We start from the raw sequence: 20,946 nt of genomic DNA on the forward strand, positions 1-20,946 counted from the left end.
CACGAAGGTTCTAGGCCGCCGCATCAAAGGAGGACTGTCGCACGATCACGCGCCGGGCAGCCGAAGCGGGGCTGCGTCGGCCGCGTGAGGCCGCGCTGCGCGTACGCCGCTCGGCCGCCGGCGCGGTGATCGTCACGGGGATACCGGAGGGGGTCTGGGCGCCGGTGATCCGGCTGAGTGCCTCCTCGCCGGAGCGGACCTGGGTGGTCTGGGGCACGATGCCGGCGGCCGACATGAGGCGGGTCATGTCGCGGCGCTGGTTGGGGGTGACCAGGGTGACGACGCTGCCGGACTCGCCGGCCCGCGCGGTACGGCCGCCGCGGTGGAGGTAGTCCTTGTGGTCGGTCGGCGGGTCGACGTTGACGACGAGGTCGAGGTTGTCGACGTGGATGCCGCGCGCCGCGACGTTCGTCGCGACGAGCACGGTGACGTGCCCGGTCTTGAACTGGGCCAGGGTCCGGGTGCGCTGCGGCTGCGACTTCCCGCCATGCAGGGCTGCGGCCCGGACACCGCTGTTCAGCAGGTCCTGCGTCAGCCGGTCGACGGCGTGCTTGGTGTCCAGGAACATGATCACCCGGCCCTCGCGCGCCGCGATCTCCGTCGTCGTCCGGTGCTTGTCGGCGCCGTGGACGTGCAGCACGTGATGCTCCATCGTGGTGACCGCACCCGCGGACGGGTCGACGGAGTGGACGACCGGGTCGGTGAGGTAGCGGCGGACCAGGAGGTCGACGTTGCGGTCGAGGGTGGCGGAGAACAGCATCCGCTGGCCCTCGGGGCGGACCTGGTCCAGGAGCGCGGTGACCTGGGGCATGAAGCCCATGTCGGCCATCTGATCGGCCTCGTCCAGGACGGTGATCGCGACCTGGTTCAGCCGGCAGTCACCGCGGTCGATGAGGTCCTTGAGGCGGCCCGGCGTCGCGACGACGACCTCGGCGCCACCGCGCAGGGCACTGGCCTGCCTGCCGATCGGCATTCCGCCGACGACGGTGGCCAGGCGCAGCTTCACCGAGCGGGCGTACGGGGTGAGCGCGTCGGTCACCTGCTGCGCCAGCTCACGCGTCGGCACGAGGACCAGGGCCAGCGGCTGGTGGGGCTCGGCGCGCTGTCCGGCGGTGCGGGCCAGCACGGCCAGGCCGAAGGCGAGGGTCTTGCCGGAGCCGGTGCGCCCGCGACCGAGGACGTCGCGGCCCGCGAGGGTGTTGGGCAGGGTCGCGCCCTGGATCGGGAACGGGACGCTCACGCCTTGCGCGGTCAGCGCGGCCAGCAGCCGCTCGGGCATGTCGAGGTCGGCGAACGCCCCGACGGCGGGCAGCGCGGGAGTGATCGTCTTCGGCAGGGCGAACTCGCCCTGCACCGCTGCGGGCCGCCGGCCGTGGCCGCCCGAGCGGCTCGGACCCCCAGAACGGCTCGGGGCGGTCGAGCCGAAGCGGCTGCCCCGGCCCGAACCGGAGCCGGAGCCGAAAGCGGGGCCGCCGGTACGGCTGCGGGTGCGGGAGGAGCGGTCGTTCGTACGTGTGGGGTTCATTCAGAACCTTCCTTGATACGGCACGTATCAAGGAATTCCCGCAGCGGAAGAGCAGCGCGGGGAATCGCAAGAACGAGCCGAATGGAATGCGAAAGTGAATCTGACCTGCAGTGGATCCGGTGCGGGTGCAGGCAAGGAAATAGGTGACGTCATGCGGACGTGAAATCCGGGACGCCGACGGGTGCAGCTTTGAAGAGGCCGCATCCCTGGAGAAGGGTCTGCGGGCGGTGGTTGTCCCACAGGTGAAACCTCTGTGGGAAATGCCCGTAGCTGGGGCCCGCACCCCGAGGGATGCGGGCCCCAGCTACGAAGTGCGCGTCAGCGTCAGGCGGGAACGATGTTCTCGGCCGTCGGGCCCTTCTGGCCCGGCGCGATGTCGAAGGTGACCTTCTGGCCTTCCTGGAGCTCACGGAAGCCCTGGGCCGCGATGTTCGAGAAGTGGGCGAACACGTCAGCGCCGCCACCGTCCTGCTCGATGAAGCCGAAACCCTTGGCTGCGTTGAACCACTTCACGGTGCCAGACGCCATGTCATATCTCCCTTGGGGCAGTACGCCGAGATCCGCAATGCACGGATACCGGGTCGCCGCGATGATGCCCCGCCCGGAAAATGACCGGGAAATATAAAAACGCTTCCAGCGGATGAAAAATACCGACGAAGGCGCTTGAAGTTTTGGGAACCAAGACTGCAACTGAGATCGACAGTAGCATGCGGTAGCGGGCTGTGTACGTTAAATAATTCCACTCTGTTCGTTGCGGTAAAAACACTCCCCGCGTGGCGCGTTAAACCCTTACCTCGCGGTCATAGATATTGATCCACCCGTAGCGCAGCATTTCAGGAAGAGCGGTCGCTGTTCACGGCTCGGAGGGCACAACTACTCCGGTGGCACTGTCCTGCCCGACGTCGGCCCCATCGGCCCGTACGCCGGTCTCGACACAGATCAGGGCCGCGCAGCTGTTGCTGCGCGGCCCTGATCACGTGCGCCCCGGATCCCGCCACCGTCGCCTGAAGGCCGGCGCCCGCTGTTCCGGTGAACCAGTCGGACAGCAGGGCCCGCCCGGGGGCAGCCGTACGCTCCAAGCGCGGGCGGGGATGGTCAGGCGGGGTTGATGTTCTCGGCCTGGGGGCCCTTCTGGCCCTGGGTGACGTCGAACGTCACGGCCTGGCCTTCCTGGAGCTCACGGAAGCCCGAGGAGTTGATCGCGGAGTAGTGGGCGAACACGTCCGGGCCGCCGCCGTCCTGGGCGATGAAGCCGAAGCCCTTCTCCGCGTTGAACCACTTCACAGTTCCCGTAGCCATGTCTCATGCCTTCCAGCCGGTGAACGCCTCCCACAACGCGCGGAAGGCGGAGGTGATCGCCCTGGTTCCTGCGGCACAGCACAGCAGAACGCCCACGCCGAAGACGTGGGCGAAGGGGAGCTTCCGAACCATGACAGCTTACGCAGACGCTACACGTCCGCACACCCTGTCACCAGAGGAAACGAGCCATGCGTCACACCCCCGACATGTGTGTGCGGGACCCGCCGGTACCCGGCGGGCGCGCACCACCTCAGACCGCGGGCGGTGAATTCACCGATTCGGCGGCGCGGCGGTATTCGGCGTTGATGCGCTGGGCTTCTTCGAGCTGGTCTTCGAGGATGACGATGCGGCAGGCGGCCTCGATGGAGGTCCCCTGGTCGACGAGCTCACGCGCGCGGGCGGCGATGCGCAGCTGGTAGCGGGAGTATCGGCGGTGTCCGCCCTCGGAGCGGAGCGGGGTGATCAGGCGGGCTTCCCCGATGGCGCGGAGGAAGCCCTGGGTGGTGCCGAGCATGGCGGCGGCCCGGCCCATGGTGTAGGCGGGGTAGTCGTCGTCATCGAGACGGCCGAACGAGTCGTCTGCTGTCATTGCACCTCTCTATGGAACGCGTGGAGGGGCCCTGGTGCCATGTGGCACCAGGGCCCCGAAGGAACTGCTACACCATCTGCCGACCCTGGTACTGCGCCGGCCTTCTGTTTCCGCCAACCCGACCTGAACGCTGTCGGGGGTGCGGGGATCGCGGTTGCTTGACCGGAGACCACCTCACTATCGATGTCCTGCGGTACCCGGGCTCAAGGTTTCCGCCCGGGCGATCCTGATGGCGCTCAACTCCTCCGTTCTTCCCTCTGGATGAACTACTTACCAAACGGGAACTGCGTACTGCTGGTACTGCGAACTGCTGGTGGCCTCAAACAGCGCCACTCTTCGGCAGCCAGCCCCGTCGCCCGTCCTGCATCTGCTCTGGCTTAGAACCCCACTGCCGAACCTCCCGGTACGCGCGCCCGCAGCCGACGCCTTTACCGAGGAACCACTGACAACCTCACTGCTGGTACTGCGAACTGCACTTACCGAACTGCTACTGCGTGAACTGCTCACGGTGGCCCCTGATCACTACGGGCCACCCGGTCCGGTCGTCAGTCCCGTCGCCGTCCTGCAACAACCCTGGCTTCGGAACTCCACCACCGCACCGTCCTGCGAACCGCAACTGCGTGTACTGCTGCCCGGCAGTTCGTCTCTGCCGGACCTTGCTCGATCTCGGCTACGAGAGAAACCATAACCACGCCACCACCCAATGTCTACTCTGGTCGACACAGATTTCCGTGCGCCAGACAGAGAGATAGTCGACCTCGACCACTGAAGGGGCACGTGGCGGCCCCACTCCAGCCAGGGGCACCCGCTCCGACCAGCGCCGTTACGCCGGCCTCGACGCCGCGGACACCGCAGCCTCCCCATCTGACTACGTGGATGATCGGCCGGACGCGCTCAGGCGCCTTGGCCGTTACAGGCGAAGGCCCGCACGGGTTGGGCAAAGTCTTCGGTTCTAGTGGTCGTCGCAACACCCCATCCGATTGCGTGTGAAGACGCTGACACCCGAGCTCTTCGACTGGCCCGTAGCGTTCCAGCTGGCAGAGCAGGCCAACTACGCCACTGACTGATCGTTTAAGAATGAGGTTCGGAGTCGTCTCAAGTGGGACGTGCACGTCGGCTCCACCGTCTGCCGGGCCCATCAGTACGCTGCCGGAGCGGCGCCGTGGTGCGGGGTCGGCGGGGGTTCGGGCTGTTGCTTGCTCGACCGTACGCCACGGCCTTACCTCGGGTTATCACCTTTTTGATGTGTTTTCCCTGGTTATCGCCGGTATAGCCTCGTTCCGTTTGTAGCGTGGAGACAGCATCGTTCGAGCTGCCCGATGGGGTCTCATGGCTGCCTGGCGGGTCGTATCCGTTTGTCGGCTCGACGAAGCACCGTTCCGTCATGACGCAACATCGCCGACAGGGCCGGCCCGTGCGCCGGCCTTCGCGTGAAGGAGAATCTGTGATCTCGAAAAGCAAGAGGGCCGCTCGTTCCGTGGCCGTGGCGCTCGCCACAACTGCCGCGCTCACCGTCAGCATGCCGAGTGGTAACGCCTTCGCCATCGACCACGTCCAATGTGTCGGCGGGGAGAACTTCTTGAAGATCTGGTCGCACTTCGAGGGCCGTCAGAGCGTCGACTGCTACGCGAATGGCGGGAAGACCGACTTCGGCGGGTGGTGGGTCGACCGGATCTCCACGGGCAACAACGACTTGATCTACTACGACGCCAACGGTGACTCGGTGAAGATCGAGCGCTGGCACGACATCACCTTCCCGAACCAGCCACCGAAGGTCGTCGCCATCCAGATCCTGTGACGAGTTGACATCCGGTTGCGGGGAATGACTGTCCGGTCACGCTCTTCCGGGCGTGGCCGGGACACGATGGCTTAAGTCGCACCTCCGGCAGCGGCTGCCCGTAAGCATTCAGCAGCTTGTCGGCAACGTCCTCGCCGAGGCTGCCCGGGACCGTCCTGCAGGACTCCAGTGCGGACGCGACGTACCCCTCCAGCACGTCCGCGGCATCAGCGAGCCGCACCTCGGCAACCGCTGCGCCGTCCAGGCCGGCGGCCGTCGCACGGTCAGCGAGGCAGGCTCCGAGCAGTACCACCGCCCGGGTCCGGAGCGGGTCGTCCAGCAGTCCCGGACGGGGTACGCCCGCGTGCGGGCATGACGCCCGCGTGTTCCAGGCGGGGCACGCGGGTTCGCCCGCCGACTCGCCTCGCACCTGACGCCTACACCCAGCTGGGGCGCGCCTCAGTTGGACTCCAGGGTCCTGAATGGCCAACTATCGGTCGACGAACTGGCCAGCTGCGAACCGACAACAGCCGCTGACCTGCGGGATCGCCGGGAGAGTAATTGTCAATACCGTGGATCGGACGGGGTCATGGCTCTTCGGTTGTCCTCGGGTGAGCCGCGTTCGAGTTGTGTGCGTAGGCCTCTGATCTCGTCGATGAGGCGAGGGACGCTCTGACGGGCGGCGGCGATGAACCGGGCATTCTCGTCCCAGCGTTCGTCTGCTGTGTCGACGTAGCGAAGCTGTTGGACGAGGGTTGCCGCCACAATCTCGTGGTGGTCGAAGTGTGGCCACCGCTCGCCGAGTCCGGTGTCTGGCACGGTGCTGACCGCGACCAGGTTCATGGCCGACTCGTCGTCGAAGCAGCGGACGAACCAAGGGCCTGGGGTTGCCGCTGGGCGAGTTCTTCGCCACCCCACCAGCATCCCGGCGATTTGGTCAGAGAATGGGAGTCCGGGGCCGAGTCAGGAAGTGCGCGGTGCAGGCGCCGATCACGCCGCCGACGCAGATCACCACCCGCATCGGCCCCCGCCGCTGCCGCTCAGTCCGCGATCCGTCGGGACACCGCGTCCGGGCCCAGCAGGCCGGTGCCGACCACCAACTCCTCCAGCGCGGCGGTCCAGCTGTCCCAGTACGGTCGCTGCGGCCGGTCGGCGATCGCGTCCTTGAGGCAACGCCGGAACGGTGTCCAGTCGCCATCGAAGCGGCGCTCCACCACCCCGGTAGCCAGGCCGAGGACCCGATACTGCCGGGGGGCGTCGAACGCCAGCTCGCCGTTGCGGCGGGGTGGGGCCGTCGCCCCGTCAAGATCGAGCGTCACAGCGCCTCCACCCCCACCATCGAGTCCCGGGTCACCAGGCCGGCGAGCGTCTCCTCGGACAGGCCGTCGGTGCCGGCAGGACGTTCCGGCAGCACGAGATACCGGCAGTCGGCGGAGCTGTCCCACACCTGGATCTCAACGAACTCGTCCAGCGGGCAGCCCATCTCGGCAAGCAGGACCCGGGGCTCGCGAACCACGCGGGCGCGGTACGACCGGTCTTGTACCAGTTCGGCGGGAGCCCGAGCACGCCCCACGGGTAGCAGGAACAGAGCGTGCAGACGACGACGTGGTGTACCTCGGGGCTGTTCGCCACGACGACGAGGTGCTCGATCTCCGGTCCCTCGATGCCGAGCTCGTGTACTGCCCTCGTGCCGTTCGCGAGAAGGCGCTCGCGGTAGGACGGGTCCACCCAGGCCCGCGCGACGACACGGGCGCCGTGCATCGGGCCGAGTTGGGTCTCGTACTCCTGTTGCACCGCGTCGATGTCCTCGGGGCTGACCAGCCCCTGCTCGGCGAGCAGTTCCTCCAGCGCGACCGCGCGGCGTTCGACCGGCGCAGGCGGTGTGCCGTGGTGGTGGTCATGGCGTCTCCGGGTAGCTGTCCCAAAGGTCCGCATGCAGGCAGACGCCGGTCTGCCGTCGCCCCAGACCTCACCGGCGTCGAATCGGACCGTGTGGACGGTCTCCTGCACCCGCAGCCTGGAGTGGACCTCCACATCCGGTATGCCCGGAAGCGCATTGACCCGGTGCACTATCTCCGCTCCCCGCAGGTACCCGGGGCACCGGGTGTGCCTCAGCGGATGCCGCTGCCAGACCCGGACACGGTCACCGACGGCGAACCGCGACGCACCGCTGCCCCGGTTCTCCAGCCCGTGCACCCGAAGCGGGTGGGCAAGCGGGAAGGGGCCGCCCGCCCGCTTCTCCAGTTCCTCCCGGCGCAGCACCCCCGACTCGACTGCGATCGTCGCCACAGTGGCGAGCCGGCGCTCGTTAGTACGGGGAGCGGAGATAGTGCACCGGGTCAATGCGCTTCCGGGCATACCGGAAAGAGCACAGCGTCTGGTTTCCAACCCCGCGCCGGCGCCGCGGAGAGCAGCGCCGGCGCGGCGGCCATCGCGGCGACCTCCCAGCGTGCCCGGAACACAGGCTCGTCGGGGTCAACGGTGACGGCACCGAAGTCCATCCGGCCGCCCAGGTCATGCGGACCGTCCATGTACACAGTGTGAGGGATCGGTGGGTGGCGTGCCATCGGGGCGGGGACAGGTGCCCGAAGGGTTCTCGTGGTGTTTGAGACAGGTTGGATTGGCTCCACTCCGAACATGCTCGGCACTCTTGCACGGGCGTACCTTCCCGACCGACGCCGCGAAGGTCGGCCTTGCTCGATGACCTGTCGACACGGCAGCTGTAGATCGTGATCTTTGCGGCTGGTGATCACGTGGCCGCGGCGGCGGTGACTCCGTTCCAGCGGGCGGTGACAGGTAGCTGCGCGATGCTGGAGACGGCGCCGCAAGCGTGACCAGCGGTCGCTGCCTTCTACCGCCGACTGCTTCACTTGGCTGAGCCGCTGACCAGTCCGCCCCCACGTCCGTGATCCAGAAAGGATGAACTCCCATGGCCGACACGACCCGCACACCCCTGGTGGACGTGCACGCGCACTTCCTGACCGAGGAGTACGTCCGGGCAGCGAAGGACGCCGGGAACATCCAGCCCGACGGCATGGCGGGCTGGCCCACCTGGCACGCCGACCAGCACCTCGAACTGATGGATCAGTGGGGGATATCGACCTCGATCCTGTCGATCTCCTCGCCCGGCGTCTGGATCGGCGATGCCGACCAGTCCCGTACCCTCGCCCGGCACGTCAACGACGTTGCCGCGGAAACCCGCCGCGCCCACCCCGACAGGTTCGGACACTTCGCCTCCCTGCCGCTGCCGGACGTCGACGCGGCACTGAACGAGCTGGAGTACGCCATGGACCAGCTTGGCGCCGACGGGGTGATCACCGAGAGTAACCTCCATGGCGTCTATCTCGGCGACAAGCGCTACGAGCCCCTGTTCGCCGAACTCGACCGGCGCCGCACCCCGGTCTTCGTCCACCCCACCTCGCCACCCAACTACGAGAGCGTGTCGCTGGGCCGTCCCCGCCCGATGCTGGAGTTCATCTTCGACGCCACCCGTACGGTCAGCGACCTGGTCTTCAGCGGCCGCCTCCAGCGCTATCCCGACATCCCGTGGGTGTTCACCCACGGCGGCGGCACCCTGCCCCTGCTCACCCAGCGCATGGAACTCTTCCGCAGCGTCTTCGGTGGCGGAAGCGCGGACGGAGCAGACTCGGTGGGCCCGATCCCGGAACAGGTCGGCCGCCTGTGGTTCGACATGGCCGGCACTCTTTTCCCCTACCAGATCCCCGCCCTGACCGCCGCCTTCGGCAGCGACCGCGTCCTGTATGGCAGCGACTACTGCTGGACCCCCGCCAGCGGGACCACCTTCCAGGTCGACTCCGTCGATGCCGCCCCCCAGCCCGACGGCGACACCTGGCGTGCCCTGACCACACGCAACGCCAAGCGCCTCTTCCCCCGTCTGGGCGACCTCACCTGAAGCCCGGGACCCGCGGAGGAGAGGGCAACGTCCGCCCGCAAGCCACTTCCGCACTCGGCCTCGACCTGCGATGTGACGTGGCTCAGCTATCTGCACCGAGGTCTTGGCGCCGGCTTGACAACGACCCGTTGACGATCGAGCACTTCGGCGCAGACCACCTGCCCAGCGCTGCCGGCGGCGACACCGACACGACCAGTAACGCCGCCTGGGGCGTGCCGGTGTACGGCAACGACACAGGCGAGCCGTGCCACGCCTCCACCTTCGCGGCCTCCGAGTGCACCCAGAGCTGGCGGTGGAACCTCGACTTCACCGTCGACCCGCACAAACATCACCAGTTGCGCCTACATGACCGAGACCAACCACTACGGCTGAGGCTCCGCACACACCCTCACCCCGTTCATATGGACGAGCACCTGGTCTGCCGGCTGCGGCCGGGCAGCGCCGGCGCCAACACCGCATCCGGCCACATCGAGGTCTCGACCGAGGCGATACGCCAACTGCCCACCCGCAGAAGACGCAAGGTCCTCTTCCGCGCCGACGGTGCCGGAGCCACCGAAGAGTACCTGCAGTCGATCACAGACGGCGGCGGGAACAAGGCCAACACCTGGCAGTACTCCGTCGGCTGGACCCGCGACGAGGACTTCTGGAACAACCTGGCCAAGGTCCCCGAGAAGACGTGGCCCCCCGCACTGGACGCCAAGGGCACGCCGCGCGAGGATGCCGCCCTGGTGGAGATCACCGACATGCTCGACCTGGAGGGCCGGCCCGAGGGGCTGCGGATCATCGTGTGTCGCGAGCCGGTCCACCCCAAGTACGCCCACGACCTGAAGCCCTACGAAGTGGCGACCGGGTTCCGCTACCAGGCCATCGCCACCAACACTGCGGGGCGTCAGCTGCAGTGGCTCGACGCCTGCCACCGCGTTCACGCTCATGTGGAGTCCGGGATCCGCCGGTCAAAAGCACTCACGCTCACCCGGCTGCCATCACGCAAGTTCGCACTCAACCAGGCATGGTGCACCCTGCTCGCCATCGCCATGGACCTGCTCGCCCGGCTCCAACTCCTCGCTCCCGACGGCAGACTCGCCAGAACCGAGCCCGCGACCTTGCGCACCGACCTCTTCGACATCCTCGCAAAACTCACCCACCACGCCCGCCGCCGCGAGCTGAAGTTCGACCCGGCCTGGCCCGCCAGCCACAACGCCGTCACAGCATGGGACCGCGTCCAAGCTCTACCCGAACCCGGCTGACCCCACCCCCACCACCCCGACACCCCCGGAAGGAGGAACCCCGCACCACCCTCGGCGAGTGGAGGCCGGCGCCGCCCGCGACGACACGCGGGCCACCGCCCTGACCGACCCCACCCAAGCCATCACGCGAACCGGAAGAATACGGACACCCCCACCGACCCCCTCACGCCGGCGCGCACGTGAATGATCGAGGCTCGGCCGTTCACCCGGATGGACGTTGGGCGGCTGGCACGACAGGTCAGGCGCAGACAATGCTGAAATGCTGTCTGTCAAGACCTGGTGAGCGCCGCACTTACCGCCTACCCGAATCGGCACCTCCGATATCGGATCCGTAGACACGCCCTCGTCCATGGGCCGCGCGCAGGAGAGAACCAATTATGAGCGAGAAGATCGCCGGTATCGCTATCCCCGATACGCGACTGGCAGCCGATGCCACGGAACTGGTCCGCGAAGCTGAGCCGCCGCTGCTCTTCGACCACTCTCGCAGGGTCTACTTGTTCGGGATGCTGCAAGGGCTACGGCGCGGCTTGAAGCCCGACCCGGAACTGCTCTACGTCGGAGCGATGTTCCACGACTTGGGTCTGACTCAGACATACCGGACCACTCATCAGCGCTTCGAGATCGACGGTGCGAACGAGGCGCGTCGGTTCCTTACCGAACACGGGGTCGGCGCTGACGACGTGCGCCGGGTATGGACGGCGATCGCCCTGCACACAACACCCGGTGTTCCGGAGTTCATGGAGCCCGAGATCGCGTTGGTCACTGCGGGTGTGGAGACTGATGTGCTCGGAATCGGCCGTGACGACCTGGATCCCGCGGCGCTCAAAGCCGTCACCGATGCGCACCCGCGCCCCGACTTCAAGCGCCGGATTCTGGAGGCCTTCACCGATGGCTTCAAGGACCGGCCCGACACAACCTTCGGCACCATGAACGCCGACGTGCTGGCCAAATTCGTGCCCGGCTTCCAGCGCATCGACTTCGTCGAGGTCATCCAGAGCAACTCCTGGCCGGAGTAGCTGGCGGAAATTACTGCATGTTTCGGCCGACCCGTGTAAACGCCAGGTGCTCCACCGCGAGCAGAGGATGAAGAGATGAGTAATGAACCGCCGGTCACAACCACGGATTCTGGTTGTCCCGTCGCCAGCGACGAGTTCTCGCTCACGGTCGCAGCCAACGGCCCCGTCCTGCTGCAGGATACCTACCTGATCGGAAAGCTGGCCCACTTCGTCCGCGAGGGCGTCCCCGATCGCGTCTATCACGTCAAGGGCGGCGGCGCCTTCGGCTATTTCGAGGTGACTGCCGATGTCACCGAGTGGAGCAAAGCCGCCTTCCTCAACACGGTCGGCAAGCGCACGCCGATTCTTCTCCGCTGCTCGTCGGTGGCCGGCGAAGAAGGCTACCCGGACTCGGACCGCGACGTGAGTGGCTGGGCTCTGAGGTTCTACACGGAGGAGGGCAACTACGACCTCGTCGGCAACAACACCCCGGTCTTCTTTGTGCGTGACCCCATGAAGTTTCCTGATTTCATCCACTCGCAGGAGCGCATGCCCGACACCGGCCTGCGCAGCAACAACATGCAGTGGGACTTCTGGACGCTCTCACCGGAGTCGGCCCACCAGGTGACGATCCTGATGAGCGACCGCGGCACGCCGCGCACCTGGCGCCACATGAACGGCTACAGCAGCGACACGTACATGTGGGAGAACGCCGCGGGTAAGAAGTTCTGGGTCAAGTACCACTTCAAGACCGAGCAGGGGATCGAGAACTTCACCGACGCCGAGGCCAGGGCCATGCGCGCCGAGGACCTCGACTGCCACCGGCGCGACCTGCGGGAGGCGATCGCCCGCGAGGACTACCCGTCCTGGCGCCTCGAGATGCAGATCATGCCCTACGAGGACGCGGCCGACTACCGCTTCAACCCCTTCGACGTGACCAAGGTCTGGCCGCACGAGGACTACCCGCCGATCACCGTGGGGCGCTTGGTGCTCGACCGCAACCCCGAGAACTTCTTCGCCCAGATCGTGCAGGCCTCGTTCGACGTGGCGAACTTTGTCCCGGGCATCGGGCCCAGCCCGGACCGGATGGTGCTGGGGCGGATGTTCGCCTACGGCGACTCGAGCCGCTATCGCACCGGCCCGAACTATGAGCAGCTTCCGGTCAACCAGCCACTCAACGAGGTGCACAACTACAACAAGGATGGCCCGATGCGCTACCGCCACAATGGGAGCCAGCCGGTCTACGCGCCGAACAGCTACGGCGGGCCCAAGGCCGATCCGCAGCGCTACCGCGATCCGAGCTGGTTTGTGGAGGCCGGCGAGATCATGCGCACGGCCTACGAGGCGCACAGGGACGACGACGACTTCATCCAGCCCGGCACGCTCTACCGCCAGGTGATGACGCAGGTCGATCGGGACCATCTGGTCGACAACATCGTCTGGCAGCTGAGCCAGGGAGTGGAGCACTTCATTCAGGAGCGCGCGGTCAACGACTACTGGACGAAAGTGGATCCCGATCTCGGCGCGCGCGTCGCCCAAGGCCTGGGCCTGGGGACTTCGCAGCCGGGCAACGGGTAGCGGAGAGAATCCGCTGGCAGCACTCAAGCAAGCGGTTCTGCTTCTCGGCGACCATCGGCTGCTTCCTGTGGGACCTTGCGTTCCAGGCCCCAGGTGTGCAGTTGCAGGGGGAAGCTTCGGGTCGTGTCTTCGGCAGGGGGCAGTCATGCCCCGGGGAGCGCTTCTTCCCCCAGGCGATCATGTCCTGTTCCTTGGCCAGGTTGGAGCCGAGGAAGTCGGTGAGCGTCTGGTTCAGTTCGTCGCTCGGGCGGCCGGTGAGCACGCCGGCTCCGCCGAGCAGCGCCGCGGCCTGGAGGTGCTGGGTACGGCCGCTGTAGATGGAGTCGATGAGATCGGCCCAGCCGCTGAGGGCGACCACGGCCTTGATCCGCTTGTCGTGCCCGGCGGCGAGGAGGCTGATGCCCGCGCCGTAGGAGACTCCGCCCATGCCGATGCGGTCCGGGCCGGACGGGGTGTTGGCCAGGGCCCAGTCGATGACCGAGGAGGCGTCGGCGAGGTCGGGCGGCCCCGCGACCTCGATCCTGCCGCCGGAGAGCCAGAAGCCCAGCGAGGTGTAACTGACCACCACGTAGCCGGAGTCGGCGAGCTGCTGGGCCTGGGCGAGGTACTCGACCTGCGGCATGGACCAGCCGGTGGGCAGCACGATCAGCGGATACCTGTCGCCCGGCTCCGCGCCGGCGGGCGTGAACACATTGCCCTTGAGGGTGATCCCGCCGGAACCGGGGATGTCGTAGAACTTCAGGCTCGGGGCCGACGCCGCCACGGCTGCGGCGGCGGGCCGGGCGGTGGCCGCCGGGGCCGCGCCGAGGGCGGCTCCGGCGAACAGGACGGCGACTGTTCCGATGGATGCGGTGGTGCGCAGAGCCGGGTACGGGCGTGCCACGCGTCACTCCTCACGCGTGTCGGTGCAAAATGACCCGACGGTAACCCTGGCCTCTTACTCGTGGTGACTCGTCGGTGAGTTGCGTGAGAGTGACGATTATTGGATGGGGTGTCAGCAGTGCGGCGCGGCCGTGCGGCTCACTTCAGCGCACTCTTCGCCTGCCAGTCGGACCATGTCACATTCCACGCCCCGTATCCGTTGCCCTCCGCGACCGTGCCCTTGGCGTCCGCGCCGGTGATCTCGAACGGGTCGCCGACCCGCACCTGCTGGTACAGCGCGGCGGCGTTGGCGTCGCTCATCCCGACACAGCCCGAACTGTGGTTGGCCACCCCGAAGTAGGCGGCGTTCCACGGCGCCGCGTGGGCGTACATCCCCGACCAGGTCAGCCGCATCGACGAGTCGACCATCTTGTCGTAGGCGTCGCCCAGACCGACCGTCTCGGAGCGCATGTTGATCGTGCCCTCCTTGGCCATCAGTACGGCCGTGCCACGCCAGGACGCCTTCTCGCCGCCGGGGGTGCCGGCCGACATGGGCACGTCCATGACGGTCTTCCCGTCCCGCTTCAGCGCCAGCCGGTGACGGTCGAGGTCGACCTTGACCACCTGGTCGGCGCCGATGGTGAAGGTGGTCCGGTAGTCGCGGACGAACCAGCCGCCGGACGGGCCCGAGTCGATGCCGTTGAGATCGGCGTCGAGCGTGACCTTCGTACCGGACTTCCAGTACTCCTTGGGGCGCCAGTCGACGCGGTCCTTGCCGGAGTAGTCCTGCAGCCAGCCCCAGGAGCCCTCGGTGTTGTTCGAGGTGGACACCTTCAGGGCCTTCTCGACCGCGGCCCTGTCCTTCACCGGGTTGTCGAAGACGATCGACAGCGGCTGGGCGACGCCGACCGTGGTGTTCTTGCCGGGGGCCAGCGTCAGCTTGTTGACCTTGTCGGCCCCGGCGGTGGTGAACCCGGCCTTGTCGCTGCCGCCCTCGGTGTCCTTCGCGTCGACGCTGTACGTGGTGCCGGGCGAGGTCAACCTGTCCGACGTCCAGGTCCTGCCGTCGGCGGATATCCGGCCGGTGAGCGCGTCCCCCTCGGCGGCGCTCACCGTGACCGTCTTCAGTTTCCCGGTGCCGAGGGTCACCTTCACCGGCTTGCCGGGGGTGGCGCTGTTGCCCTGGAGGTTCACCGAGACCTTGGTGTCGTGCGCTGGTGCGACCCCGGCCGCCCCCTTGCCCGAGTCCGATGCGGACGCGCCGGAACAGGCGGTGAGCGTGGCGCCGAGCACCGCCGTACCCGCGATCAGGGTGAGCCGGACCGGACGGACGGGCGGGGCGGTACGGCGTATGCGCCGGCGTGCAGAGATCAACGGAAAAACCTCCAAGGCATTGCTTCTCGTCGGTGGAGAGGTATTCACCCGACGATAGGTTCCGCAAAACGGCTGAAAACCGGGAAATCCTCTGTGTGACATGGACCGCAGCGCAACGGTCATCGTCCGGTCACATTCGCCGCTCGGCTCCGTCACGGACCGCTGTGAGCATCCTGTGCAGCCCCGCAGAGCCGACAAAGGGGGCGGACCAGGGAGGGCCACGAACATGTCAGCGCTGCTCGCGACCGGAGACCGCAGCCACGACCACGAGCTACGGATACGCAGCCTGACCGCCGCCGAGCACCGGGCCTTCGTGTCCAGCCGCACGGAGGCAAGCTTTCTGCAGTATCCGTCCTGGGCCTCGGTGAAGGACCGATGGACCTCCGAAATGGTCGGCTGGCACAGCGACTCGGGTGAATTGACCGGAGCCGCGCTGGTGCTCTACCGCCAATTCCCGGGAACCCGCAAATACTTCGCCTATCTGCCCGAGGGCCCGGTGGCCGACTGGGCCGACCCCGACATGGACCGTTGGCTGCGGCCGCTCATGGCGCACCTGCGGAAGGCCGGCGCCTTCGCCGTACGGATCGGCCCCTCGCCGGCGTACCGCCGCTGGGACACCGCCCGGCTCAAAGCGGCCACCGGCCCCGGCCGCAAGGTCGGCGACGTACTGGCGACCGAGGTGGACCCGCTCGGTACGGCCGTCGCCGAACGGCTCCGGGCCCGCGGCTGGCGCCGCTGCGGCGGCGACGGGGGCCAGGACGCCGACGCACAGCCCCGCTATGTCTTCCAGGTGCCCCTTGCCGGACGGACCCCCGACGAGCTGTGGTCGGGGCTCAACCAGGAGTGGCGCCGCAATGTACGCAAGGCCCACAAGGCCGGGGTGCGGATTGTCACCGGCGGCGCGGCCGAACTGCCTGAATTCCACCGGCTGCTGCGGATCACCGAGGAGCGCGACGGCTTCCGGCTCGGCCGCTCCCTCGCGTACTACCAGCAGCAGTACGCCGTACTCAACGCCGAACACCCCGGCCGGATGAAGCTCTATCTGGCCGTCCACCAGGGCGAGATCCTGGCCGCCCACACCATGATCAGCACCGGCCGGCGCGTCTGGTACCAGACCGGCGCCTCCGCCGACCACCGCCGCGAGGTCCGTCCCAGCAACGCACTGCAGTGGAAGATGATGCTCGACGCCCATGGGCTCGGTGCCGATGTGTACGACATGCGCGGGGTACCCTCCACCCTTGACCCCGACGACCGCCCCTTCGGGCTGCTCCGTTGGAAGCTCGGCACCGGAGGACAGGTCGTCGAGACCCTCGGAGAGTGGGAGACATCGGTGGGCGGCACTGCCAACAACACCTTGTACCGGGCGTTCCACGCGTACCTGGCGCGCCGATGACGGCCACCGAGGCGACCTCGGCGAAGGCCGCGGAGCGCAAGTCCGGCTCGGTGCTGCGCAGCGGCGCCGTCATGGCGTCCGGCTCCATCGTGTCCCGGGCGACCGGCTTCATACGCTCGGCGGTCGTCGTCGCCGCGCTCGGCACCGGGCTCCAGGCGGACGGGTACACCGTCGCCAACACCGTGCCCAACATCCTCTACACGCTGCTCATCGGCGGCGCGCTCAACGCCGTCTTCGTCCCCGAGCTGGTGCGGGCCGCCAGGAACCACGCCGACGGCGGCGCCGCGTACACCGACCGGCTGCTCACCATCTGCACGATCGGGCTCCTCGCCCTCACCACGCTCACGGTCGTCGGCGCACCGTGGATCGTCTCGGTCTACGCCCCCGACTACCACGGCGAACAGGCCGATCTCACCATCGCCCTGGCCCGCTACTGCCTGCCGCAGATCCTCTTCTATGGACTGTTCACTCTCCTCGGTCAAGTGCTCAACGCCCGCGACCGGTTCGGCGCGATGATGTGGACCCCGGTCCTCAACAACATGGTGATCATTGCGGTGTTCGGGATCTACCTGACCGTCGCGGCAAACTCCGACGGCACGTTGACCCCGGCGCAGGCCCAGTGGCTCGGCTGGGGGACCACTGCCGGGATCGCCGTACAGACGCTCGCCCTGGTGCCCGCGTTGCGCGCCGCGAAGTTCCGCTGGCGGCCGCGGTTCGACTGGCGGGGCAGCGGACTCACCCGGCCGCTGCGCGCGGCCGGCTGGCTCGTCATGCTCGTGCTGACCAACCAGATCGCCTACTGGGTGGTCACCCGGCTCTCCACCGCCACCGGTCAGCACGCTGTCGAACAGCATGTGCCGGGCGGCGTGGGCTACACCGCGTACAGCTACGCCTTTCAGCTGTGGGTGGTGCCGCACGGCATCGTGACCGTCTCGCTCGTCACCGCGCTGATGCCCCGGATGAGCCGGGCGGCGGCCGACAACGACCTGACCGGTGTGCGGCGCGATGTCTCGTACGCCCTGCGCACCTCGGCTGCGGTCGTGGTACCCGCGGCGGCCGTGCTGTTCGCGCTGGCACCGTGGGTGATCGGGGCCGTGTACGGGTACGGGCGCACGGGCGACGCGGACATTGCCGCGATGGCGGGGATGATGATGGCGTTCGCGCCGGGGCTGATCGCCTACTCCGGGCAGTACGTGCTCTCCCGAGCGTTCTACGCGATGAGCGACACCCGCACCCCGTTCTTCCTCAATCTGGTGGTCGCCGCGCTCAACGCCGGGCTCTCCATTGCCGCGTATCTGCTGCTGCCGGTCCGCTGGGCCGTGACCGGGATGGCCGGGGCGTACTCGGTGGCGCTGTTCGCGGGCTTCGGACTCACCGCGTATGTGCTGCACCGCAGGGTCTGTGGCAACGATGCCGCCCGGCCCTCGCTGGTTCGGTCGCCCGGGCTGTGGGCCCAGCTCCGGCTGGTGGTGGCGTGCGTGCCCGCCGGACTGCTGGGGTACCTGGCCGCTCGCGCCTGCGAGGGGTCCGGTGACTTCGCCGCCGTGGGGGCGGGGGCTGTCGTACTCCTGCTCACGGTGGTGCTGCTGGCACGGCCGCTCCGGCTGCGGGAGATCAGCGCCATGATCGCGGCGGGCCGGGGAAGGCTGCGGCGGGCGTGAACCCGCCGGGCGCACAACCCGCTCACCGGTTCGAATCCATTCCTTGATCGCTGGGATACTGATGCCATGCCGCGCGTGTTGCTGATCGAAGACGACCCCTCCGTACGCGAAGGGGTCGAGCTGGGGCTGCGGCGGCGCGGTCATGAGCTGCGGGCCGTCGAGACAGGTGAGGAGGGGCTCGCCGCGCTGGGGGAGTTCCGGCCCGATCTGGTACTCCTCGATCTGATGCTCCCCGGAATGAACGGGGTCCAGGTCTGCCGCCGGATACGGGAGACCAGCCAGCTGCCGATCATCATGCTCACGGCGCGAGGTGACGACTTCGACGTGGTCGTCGGGCTGGAGGCCGGCGCCGACGACTACATCGTCAAGCCCGCCCGTACCGAAGTGATAGAGGCCAGGATCCGCGCCGTACTGCGCAGGCTCGCCGAACCCGCCGGGCGCAGCGGCATCGAATTCCACGGCGAACTGGCCGTCGACCGCGCCGGGCTCTCGGTGGCCAAGGCGGGGCAGCGCATCCTGCTCGCGCCCTCCGAGCTGAAACTGCTGCTCCACCTCTCGGCCTCGCCCGAGCAGGTCTTCAGCAGGCAGCAGCTCCTCGAATACGTGTGGGAGCACAGCTACCACGGAGACGCGCGCCTGGTCGACGCCTGTGTGCGGCGGCTGAGGCAGAAGATCGAGGACGTGGCGGGCAGCCCGCGCTACATCCAGACCGTCCGCGGTTTCGGCTACCGCTTCGGACCGCTCGTATGAAACTCTTCGCCGCCCGGCTCGGACTGCGGACCCGTCTCATAGGCGCGTTCCTCCTGGTCGCGGCAATCAGCGCCGCCACCACCGCGACCCTGACCTACCGCGAGGCCCGCTCCGCCATCCTTCAGCAGGCCCAGGACACGGCCGTCGCCCAGTTCCGCGACCGGATCGCCGCACAGGCCGTGACCCTGCCGGTGGATCCGGAGCAGCTGCGGCGGGCCTGCCAGAACCTCGCCAGGGAGGGCAAGCCGCACACCTGGAGAGTCTTCGCCGAATACGGGACGATCCGGGTCTCCTCGACGGACCAGCCCACCTCCGGCGTGATCACACCCGCACTGCGCAACGCCGCCCGTGGAAACGCACACGGCTCCTTCCAACGAGTCGTCAAGGACGGCGATCCCTGGCTGACCATCGGGATGCCCGCACTCTTCGACCGGGGCGACGGACGCCAGCCCACCGGGCTCGTCCTCTACGCCGTGATGCCGCTCTCCACCGAGGAGGCCAATGTCAACGCCATGGTCACCGCGGCCCGCGACGGCGCCCTGCCCGCCCTCCTGATCGCCCTGGTGCCCGCCCTGCTCGCCGCCCGCAGTGTGCTGCGCCCGGTACGCGATCTGCGGCGGGCCGCCGCCGGTATCGGCCGGGGCGAGCTCGACACCCGTATCGAGGTCAGGGGCTCCGACGAACTCGCCGAACTCGCCTGGACGTTCAACGAGTCGTCGACAAAGCTCCAGGAGTCGGTGGAGGAGCTCCAGCGGGCGGAGGCGCGGGCCAGACGCTTCGCCTCGGACGTCTCGCACGAACTGCGCACCCCGCTCGCCGGGATGCTCGCCGTCACCGAGGTGCTCGACGAGGACGCCGCCCAGCTGAACCCCGACACCGCGGCCGCCGTCCGGCTGATCAGCGCCGAGACCGGGAAGCTCGCCACCCTCGTCGAGGATCTGATGGAGATATCCCGCTTCGACGCGAAGGCGGCCGATCTCCACCTCGACGAAGTCGACGTCGCCGAGACGATCCGCAAGTCCCTGCAGGGCAGGCACTGGGAGGACCGGGTCCGCACCGAACTCCCGGACGGAGTACGGGCGATGCTCGACCCGCGCCGATTCGACGTCGTGGTGGCCAACCTGGTCGGCAACGCCCTTCGGCACGGCGCGCAGCCCGTCACCGTACGGCTGCGGACCGAGCGGCGGGGTGCGGCTCACTGGCTGGTGACCGAGGTCGCGGACAGCGGGCCGGGTATCGACCCCGCCGTGCTGCCGCACATCTTCGACCGGTTCTACAAGGCCGACGCGGCCCGCACCCGGTCGGCGGGCAGCGGGCTCGGTCTGGCGATCACCCAGGAGAACGTACGGCTGCACGGCGGCACCGTGCACGCCGCGGGCGGGCCCGGGGGCGGCGCGGTCCTGACCGTGGAACTACCACTGGAGGGGCAGTGAGACGCGTACGTATCCTCGGCGGCGCCCTGCTGCCCCTCATGCTGCTGGCGACCGGGTGCGGGATACGGGCGACGGATGTCGTCGAGGTCGGCGATCCGGCGACCGTGGAGGTGCCCTCGGGGAGCCAGCAGGGCACGCTGCTCTACTTCGTGTCCTCGTCGTCCGCGAACCGGCTGATGCCCGTCGTACGGCAGGTCGATGTGACGGTGGAAGGCGACGTCGACGACAAGGGTGCGGTGCATGTGTGGCGTGGCTCCGGCAAGGCGGTCGCCATGCTCTTCGACGGGCCCACCAAGGCCGAGGCCGAGGCGGGCCTGCGTACCGAACTTCCGGACATTCGGGCAGAGTTGAGTCTGGCTCTGGGGCCGGACGGTGTGTCGGTCCGGGTGAACACCGCCGTCACGGAGCTCTCCGAGGTCGCCCGGCAGCAGCTGATCTGCACGGCCGCGCAGGCTCGCACCGCGGACCGGAGCGCGGCGGTGAAAGTGACCGGCACCGACGGTGTCATCGGGCCGGCCCACTGCTCCGTCTGACCGCCCCTCTGTGGGACG

Annotated in this window: 20 protein-coding genes and 2 pseudogenes; 11 read left to right on the top strand and 11 right to left on the bottom strand. The window is 68.2% G+C overall.

The genetic code is table 11. The annotated features are described in order from the left end of the window. Positions 1–10: 10 nt before the first annotated feature. From ACGFU7_RS24750 to ACGFU7_RS24770, 5 genes are all read right to left on the bottom strand, one after another. Positions 11–1,525, bottom strand: a complete 1,515-nt coding sequence (locus tag ACGFU7_RS24750; protein ID WP_393698324.1) for a DEAD/DEAH box helicase — start codon at positions 1,523–1,525, stop codon at positions 11–13. Positions 1,526–1,849: 324 nt separating this feature from the next. Then, positions 1,850–2,053 carry a cold-shock protein gene (locus ACGFU7_RS24755; protein ID WP_393698325.1) on the bottom strand — a complete coding sequence of 68 codons (204 nt, stop codon included), beginning with the start codon at positions 2,051–2,053 and terminating at the stop codon, positions 1,850–1,852. 567 nt (positions 2,054–2,620) lie between these two features. Continuing rightward, positions 2,621–2,824, bottom strand: coding sequence for a cold-shock protein (locus ACGFU7_RS24760; protein ID WP_019072426.1), 204 nt, complete (start codon positions 2,822–2,824; stop codon positions 2,621–2,623). Between the two features lie 3 nt (positions 2,825–2,827). Beyond that, on the bottom strand, positions 2,828–2,956 hold the full coding sequence (locus tag ACGFU7_RS24765) for a hypothetical protein (protein ID WP_393698327.1): 129 nt from the start codon (positions 2,954–2,956) through the stop codon (positions 2,828–2,830). Positions 2,957–3,074: 118 nt separating this feature from the next. Next, positions 3,075–3,413 (bottom strand): MerR family transcriptional regulator, encoded by a 339-nt coding sequence (locus tag ACGFU7_RS24770; protein ID WP_393698329.1) that lies wholly within the window; start codon positions 3,411–3,413, stop codon positions 3,075–3,077. A 1,444-nt stretch (positions 3,414–4,857) separates the two neighbouring features. Between ACGFU7_RS24770 and ACGFU7_RS24775 the strand changes: the two genes are divergently transcribed. Further along, a complete protein-coding gene (locus ACGFU7_RS24775; protein ID WP_393697446.1) occupies positions 4,858–5,211 on the top strand; it encodes a beta/gamma crystallin domain-containing protein in 354 nt (117 codons plus the stop codon). Positions 5,212–5,263: 52 nt separating this feature from the next. Beyond that, entirely contained in the window at positions 5,264–5,566 is a 303-nt protein-coding gene (locus ACGFU7_RS24780; RefSeq protein WP_393698330.1) for a hypothetical protein, read from the top strand. A 188-nt stretch (positions 5,567–5,754) separates the two neighbouring features. Here ACGFU7_RS24780 and ACGFU7_RS24785 read toward each other — a convergent pair whose 3' ends face one another. From ACGFU7_RS24785 to ACGFU7_RS24800, 4 genes and pseudogenes are all read right to left on the bottom strand, one after another. Continuing rightward, the gene (locus ACGFU7_RS24785; RefSeq protein WP_393698332.1) at positions 5,755–6,033 is read right to left on the bottom strand and encodes a hypothetical protein; all 279 of its coding nucleotides are present in this window, start codon (positions 6,031–6,033) and stop codon (positions 5,755–5,757) included. A gap of 197 nt (positions 6,034–6,230) precedes the next feature. Then, on the bottom strand, positions 6,231–6,509 hold the full coding sequence (locus tag ACGFU7_RS24790; protein WP_393698333.1) for a hypothetical protein: 279 nt from the start codon (positions 6,507–6,509) through the stop codon (positions 6,231–6,233). Next, positions 6,506–7,548: pseudogene (gene nthA / locus ACGFU7_RS24795) on the bottom strand (nitrile hydratase subunit alpha). Before nthA ends, ACGFU7_RS24790 begins: the two are co-directional and overlap by 4 nt. After that, positions 7,530–7,721 carry a hypothetical protein gene (locus ACGFU7_RS24800; protein WP_393698335.1) on the bottom strand — a complete coding sequence of 64 codons (192 nt, stop codon included), beginning with the start codon at positions 7,719–7,721 and terminating at the stop codon, positions 7,530–7,532. The pseudogene nthA and the gene ACGFU7_RS24800 overlap by 19 nt, the downstream one beginning before the upstream one ends. Positions 7,722–8,119: 398 nt before the next feature. Between ACGFU7_RS24800 and ACGFU7_RS24805 the strand changes: the two genes are divergently transcribed. The 4 genes from ACGFU7_RS24805 to ACGFU7_RS24820 all read left to right on the top strand — a co-directional run bounded on the left by ACGFU7_RS24805 (position 8,120) and on the right by ACGFU7_RS24820 (position 12,923). Continuing rightward, positions 8,120–9,103, top strand: coding sequence for an amidohydrolase family protein (locus ACGFU7_RS24805; protein ID WP_393698337.1), 984 nt, complete (start codon positions 8,120–8,122; stop codon positions 9,101–9,103). A gap of 128 nt (positions 9,104–9,231) precedes the next feature. Beyond that, complete coding sequence (locus ACGFU7_RS24810) at positions 9,232–10,350, top strand: transposase (protein ID WP_393698339.1); 1,119 nt, start codon at positions 9,232–9,234, stop codon at positions 10,348–10,350. Positions 10,351–10,727: 377 nt separating this feature from the next. After that, a complete protein-coding gene (locus tag ACGFU7_RS24815) occupies positions 10,728–11,366 on the top strand; it encodes an HD domain-containing protein (RefSeq protein WP_393698340.1) in 639 nt (212 codons plus the stop codon). Positions 11,367–11,441: 75 nt separating this feature from the next. Then, positions 11,442–12,923, top strand: a complete 1,482-nt coding sequence (locus tag ACGFU7_RS24820) for a catalase (protein WP_393698342.1) — start codon at positions 11,442–11,444, stop codon at positions 12,921–12,923. Positions 12,924–13,074: 151 nt separating this feature from the next. On the opposite strand, the pseudogene ACGFU7_RS24825 reads toward ACGFU7_RS24820, so the two are convergent. Beyond that, positions 13,075–13,806 (bottom strand): annotated as a pseudogene (locus ACGFU7_RS24825) (CocE/NonD family hydrolase); the annotation flags it as partial. Between the two features lie 137 nt (positions 13,807–13,943). Then, complete coding sequence (locus ACGFU7_RS24830) at positions 13,944–15,158, bottom strand: Ig-like domain-containing protein (RefSeq protein ID WP_393698344.1); 1,215 nt, start codon at positions 15,156–15,158, stop codon at positions 13,944–13,946. A gap of 226 nt (positions 15,159–15,384) precedes the next feature. Between ACGFU7_RS24830 and ACGFU7_RS24835 the strand changes: the two genes are divergently transcribed. The 5 genes from ACGFU7_RS24835 to ACGFU7_RS24855 all read left to right on the top strand — a co-directional run bounded on the left by ACGFU7_RS24835 (position 15,385) and on the right by ACGFU7_RS24855 (position 20,928). Further along, on the top strand, positions 15,385–16,551 hold the full coding sequence (locus ACGFU7_RS24835) for a lipid II:glycine glycyltransferase FemX (RefSeq protein ID WP_393698346.1): 1,167 nt from the start codon (positions 15,385–15,387) through the stop codon (positions 16,549–16,551). Then, positions 16,548–18,212: a murein biosynthesis integral membrane protein MurJ gene (gene murJ / locus ACGFU7_RS24840; protein WP_393698347.1), complete on the top strand. Its 1,665-nt coding sequence runs from the start codon at positions 16,548–16,550 to the stop codon at positions 18,210–18,212. The genes ACGFU7_RS24835 and murJ overlap by 4 nt, the downstream gene beginning before the upstream one ends. 66 nt (positions 18,213–18,278) lie before the next feature. Further along, on the top strand, positions 18,279–18,962 hold the full coding sequence (locus tag ACGFU7_RS24845) for a response regulator (RefSeq protein WP_393698348.1): 684 nt from the start codon (positions 18,279–18,281) through the stop codon (positions 18,960–18,962). After that, the gene (locus ACGFU7_RS24850; protein ID WP_393698350.1) at positions 18,959–20,395 is read left to right on the top strand and encodes an ATP-binding protein; all 1,437 of its coding nucleotides are present in this window, start codon (positions 18,959–18,961) and stop codon (positions 20,393–20,395) included. The genes ACGFU7_RS24845 and ACGFU7_RS24850 overlap by 4 nt, the downstream gene beginning before the upstream one ends. Continuing rightward, positions 20,392–20,928, top strand: a complete 537-nt coding sequence (locus ACGFU7_RS24855) for a hypothetical protein (protein WP_393698352.1) — start codon at positions 20,392–20,394, stop codon at positions 20,926–20,928. The genes ACGFU7_RS24850 and ACGFU7_RS24855 overlap by 4 nt, the downstream gene beginning before the upstream one ends. Positions 20,929–20,946: the final 18 nt, after the last annotated feature.

Origin of the sequence: Streptomyces sp. NPDC048473, from assembly GCF_043200155.1 — a bacterium.
In the GTDB taxonomy this organism is placed as follows: domain Bacteria; phylum Actinomycetota; class Actinomycetes; order Streptomycetales; family Streptomycetaceae; genus Streptomyces.

Bases quoted from the DNA above. Each gene is read 5' to 3' on its own strand.
- ACGFU7_RS24760 (WP_019072426.1), bottom strand. From the start codon at position 2,824: ATGGCTACGGGAACTGTGAAGTGGTTCAACGCGGAGAAGGGCTTCGGC.
- ACGFU7_RS24800 (WP_393698335.1), bottom strand. From the start codon at position 7,721: ATGGACGGTCCGCATGACCTGGGCGGCCGGATGGACTTCGGTGCCGTC.
- ACGFU7_RS24765 (WP_393698327.1), bottom strand. From the start codon at position 2,956: ATGGTTCGGAAGCTCCCCTTCGCCCACGTCTTCGGCGTGGGCGTTCTG.
- ACGFU7_RS24755 (WP_393698325.1), bottom strand. From the start codon at position 2,053: ATGGCGTCTGGCACCGTGAAGTGGTTCAACGCAGCCAAGGGTTTCGGC.
- ACGFU7_RS24820 (WP_393698342.1), top strand. From the start codon at position 11,442: ATGAGTAATGAACCGCCGGTCACAACCACGGATTCTGGTTGTCCCGTC.
- ACGFU7_RS24785 (WP_393698332.1), bottom strand. From the start codon at position 6,033: ATGAACCTGGTCGCGGTCAGCACCGTGCCAGACACCGGACTCGGCGAG.
- ACGFU7_RS24815 (WP_393698340.1), top strand. From the start codon at position 10,728: ATGAGCGAGAAGATCGCCGGTATCGCTATCCCCGATACGCGACTGGCA.
- ACGFU7_RS24805 (WP_393698337.1), top strand. From the start codon at position 8,120: ATGGCCGACACGACCCGCACACCCCTGGTGGACGTGCACGCGCACTTC.
- ACGFU7_RS24850 (WP_393698350.1), top strand. From the start codon at position 18,959: ATGAAACTCTTCGCCGCCCGGCTCGGACTGCGGACCCGTCTCATAGGC.
- ACGFU7_RS24835 (WP_393698346.1), top strand. From the start codon at position 15,385: ATGTCAGCGCTGCTCGCGACCGGAGACCGCAGCCACGACCACGAGCTA.
- murJ (WP_393698347.1), top strand. From the start codon at position 16,548: ATGACGGCCACCGAGGCGACCTCGGCGAAGGCCGCGGAGCGCAAGTCC.
- ACGFU7_RS24750 (WP_393698324.1), bottom strand. From the start codon at position 1,525: ATGAACCCCACACGTACGAACGACCGCTCCTCCCGCACCCGCAGCCGT.
- ACGFU7_RS24770 (WP_393698329.1), bottom strand. From the start codon at position 3,413: ATGACAGCAGACGACTCGTTCGGCCGTCTCGATGACGACGACTACCCC.
- ACGFU7_RS24845 (WP_393698348.1), top strand. From the start codon at position 18,279: ATGCCGCGCGTGTTGCTGATCGAAGACGACCCCTCCGTACGCGAAGGG.